This is a genomic window from Acidiphilium sp. PA (assembly GCF_026191915.1).
GTDB lineage: Bacteria > Pseudomonadota > Alphaproteobacteria > Acetobacterales > Acetobacteraceae > Acidiphilium.
The window spans coordinates 1-2,904 of the sequence record NZ_JAIMBY010000067.1 but is presented as its reverse complement, the minus strand read 5'-3'; the positions used below and the strand labels follow the sequence as shown (position 1 = coordinate 2,904).

Annotated in this window: 3 protein-coding genes and 3 pseudogenes; 3 read left to right on the top strand and 3 right to left on the bottom strand. The window is 58.8% G+C overall.

What is annotated here, in order from left to right; all coding sequences use genetic code 11:
• Positions 1-170: 170 nt before the first annotated feature.
• Positions 171-591 (top strand): annotated as a pseudogene (locus tag AruPA_RS21435) (transposase); the annotation flags it as partial.
• Between the two features lie 17 nt (positions 592-608).
• Here the strand turns inward: AruPA_RS21435 and AruPA_RS21430 are convergent.
• On the bottom strand, positions 609-848 hold the full coding sequence (locus tag AruPA_RS21430) for a hypothetical protein (protein ID WP_265638761.1): 240 nt from the start codon (positions 846-848) through the stop codon (positions 609-611).
• Between AruPA_RS21430 and AruPA_RS21425 the strand changes: the two genes are divergently transcribed.
• Entirely contained in the window at positions 786-995 is a 210-nt protein-coding gene (locus AruPA_RS21425; RefSeq protein WP_322784419.1) for an EAL domain-containing protein, read from the top strand. The genes AruPA_RS21430 and AruPA_RS21425 overlap by 63 nt on opposite strands.
• On the opposite strand, the gene AruPA_RS21935 is transcribed toward AruPA_RS21425, so the two are convergent.
• Both AruPA_RS21935 and AruPA_RS21420 read right to left on the bottom strand, forming a co-directional pair.
• Positions 976-1,167: a transposase domain-containing protein gene (locus AruPA_RS21935; protein WP_408859149.1), complete on the bottom strand. Its 192-nt coding sequence runs from the start codon at positions 1,165-1,167 to the stop codon at positions 976-978. The two genes, AruPA_RS21425 and AruPA_RS21935, sit on opposite strands and share 20 nt — an antisense overlap.
• A gap of 292 nt (positions 1,168-1,459) precedes the next feature.
• Positions 1,460-1,831: pseudogene (locus AruPA_RS21420) on the bottom strand (transposase); the annotation flags it as partial.
• A gap of 48 nt (positions 1,832-1,879) precedes the next feature.
• Between AruPA_RS21420 and AruPA_RS21415 the strand changes: the two are divergent.
• Positions 1,880-2,590 (top strand): annotated as a pseudogene (locus AruPA_RS21415) (IS6 family transposase).
• Positions 2,591-2,904 lie beyond the last annotated feature (314 nt).

Genomic DNA, 2,904 nt, shown 5'->3' with positions numbered 1-2,904 from the left:
GTGGCGGAACCCGGAGCGGAATCCCTACATCACCAGGGACGAAGCCCGAAATACCGTCACCTCCCGCTATCGTGAGGTCGCCATGGCCCTGGGCCAAGGTTGAATAGAGAGCCGTATGCGCTGAAAGGTGCACGTACGGTTCGGGGAGGGGAAGCGCTCAGGCGCTTCCTACTCCACTACCGATGCGGCGCGGCTTTCTGTATCTGGTGGCGATCATGGATTGGAGCACACGCATGGTTTTGGCCTGGCGGCTGTCCAACACGATGGAGGCGGATTTCTGCATCGAGGCGTTGACTGAAGCACTGGCCAAGTTCGGATCGCCGGAGATTTTCAACACCGATCAAGGCAGTCAGTTCACCAGTCCGCGGTTCACTGTGTTGCTGACGCAAGCCGGTGTCCGGTGTGCGGATCAGCATGGATGGCCGGGGCCGGTGGATGGACAATGTCTTCATCGAGCGGCTCTGGAGGTCGCTGAAATACGAGTGCGTGTATATCCACGTCTTCGAGACGGGTTCCGCTCTGCGGGCCGGGCTGGCGCGCTGGATCGGCTTTTACAACGCCGTGAGGCCCCATACCGCCCTTGACGGTTGAACCCCCGACGAGGCTTATTACAAGATCGAAAATTCAGCATTGCCGGGGCTAGCCCCGGCAATGCTGAACACCAAACTGGCGGCGTGAATGCAACCGGAAAATAGCTTAAACCAGCCGCCAAACCGTCCGATCAACTGGGACCAGCTCAAAGAGTTTGCCACCAAAACGACTGTGAGCCTGTTTTTGAAGCTATCATGGGAATGGCGCAGGCATTGAATATTCCAGTTACAGTGGAGGGCGTTGAAACCGATCGGCAATTACAATACGTCCGGGACCTTGGGTGTGATTTCGTCCAAGGTTACTTAATTGCGCGACCTATGGACGGGAAGGATATCTTGACATTCCTTAACACAGGAAATTGTGTAGGTGGTGCGGAGGAAATAGTCACTCGCCATCAGGACTGACGTAACCGTCCGCCCGAGGCCGTTGGTGTAGGTTTGCGCGCTGCAGGGTCGAAGATCCGGGCATCTCGATAGCTGGCCACGGCATGAGTTCATCGATCCGGTTGATCGGATGTCCGTCGGTGATCCGGGTTAGGACGTCGGTGAAATAGGTCTCGGGGTTGACGCCGTTCAGTTTGGGGTCTGCAGAATGGTGATCACCGTAGCCGCGCGATGTCTACCTTCGTCGCTGCCGGCGAATCACCAGTGGCGGCACCCGAGCGCGATGCCGCGGATGGAATTTTCGGCGATGTTGTTGTCCGCTTCGAGGGCGGGCGTCGGTGGCGAACCGCGTCAAAGCAGCACGGCGGACGATGGGTAATCGCCCGCGGCCAGGTCACGCAGTTGCACCGCCAAGACGCCCGAGCGATGATTCTGTCGCAAATTTTGAGTGAGGGCGAGACGTACGGCGACAAAGCTCGCGGGGCTTACGCCGCGAGAGAGTAGAACTGCTCCGCTGGGCGCAATTCCCCCGTCGTCCGCGACTGGCCCTTTCGGATCATGTGCATGAGTTCGACGCCGGCGAGCGTCGCCACAGCCGAGCGAAAGGATTTGAATCCCAGCGCCGGCCGCGTCACTCGTTTCACTGCTCGATGATCCTGCTCGACAATGTTGTGGAGATATTTGACACGGCGGATTTCGATCTCTGTGTCATGCTCCGCATTGTAGCTTTCGATCGCCGCTGTGTTGGTGCCGCTCCTGTCGATGGTGATCTTCTGTGGTGCCCCATGCTGACCGATCGCTTTGCGAAGGAACCGCAACGCCGCTTTGAGATCGCGCTTGGCCGTCAGTAGAAAATCTGGCACTGTCAGGTTGACGCGTCGGCGGCGTGATCATAGCGGTGTAGGATGATTTCCGTGGCCTCTCCGTTGCCTTTGAAGGGCTATCGCTTTCCTCGCCCAGTGATCTCTTTCGCGGTCTGGGCTTACTACCGCTTTGCGATGAGCTTGCGCGATGTGGAGGATCTTCTGGCGGCGCGAGGCGTGCTGATCAGCCACGAGACTATCCGGGCCTGGGTGAACCGTTTCGGGCCGCAGATGGCGGCCCGGATCCGGCGTGACCGGCCACAAACGTCCGATAAATGGCATATGGATGAGGTTGTGATCACGATCCGCGGCGAGCGGCATTGGCTCTGGCGCGCCGTCGACAGCCGGGGCGATGTGTTGGAAATCCTTGTTCAAAGCCGCCGAAATGCGCGCGCATCCAAGAAGTTTCTGCGCAAACTCATGCGCAGCTGGGGTGTGCCGCGGGTGGTTGTCACCGATAAGCTCAAAAGCTACGACGTTGCGTTGCGCGAGGATTGCCCCAGTGCCGATCATCGTTCCCATAACGGGTTAAACAATCGGGCCGAGGCCTCGCATCGACACACCAGACGCCGAGAAAAGATCATGGCGCGGTTCAAATCACCGGGTCATGCCCAGAGATTCCTCTCCGCCCACGACCAGATCGCCACCATTTTCCGCCCCAAACGCCACCGCCTCTCCGCCTAATCCTACCGCCACGCCAGAGCCGACGCATTTTCACCCTGGGACAACTACGCTGCCGAACTCGCCGCTTGAGCGACAGCAAGACTGAACCATCCGCACATCAACTCAATAACTTGACAGTGCCCGACAACTTGAATGCCGGCGAGTGGACTGAGGTGCAGGGTTTTGCTCCTCCGCAAGATTTACCCGCTATGCAGCCAAAACCATGGCTGGCCTCGGGTCACACGAAGTGAGGCAGGACCTCTTTAAGGGTCCTGCCTCAATTCGTGTGAAAACCAGGGGGTTGGAACGGAAGCATTCGGGCGCGCAGGAGAGCCACGCCGGCGCGATCATACATGGCTCGCTTGAGTGTTTTCAGCCGACTGATCTGGCCCTCGGCTTGCCCA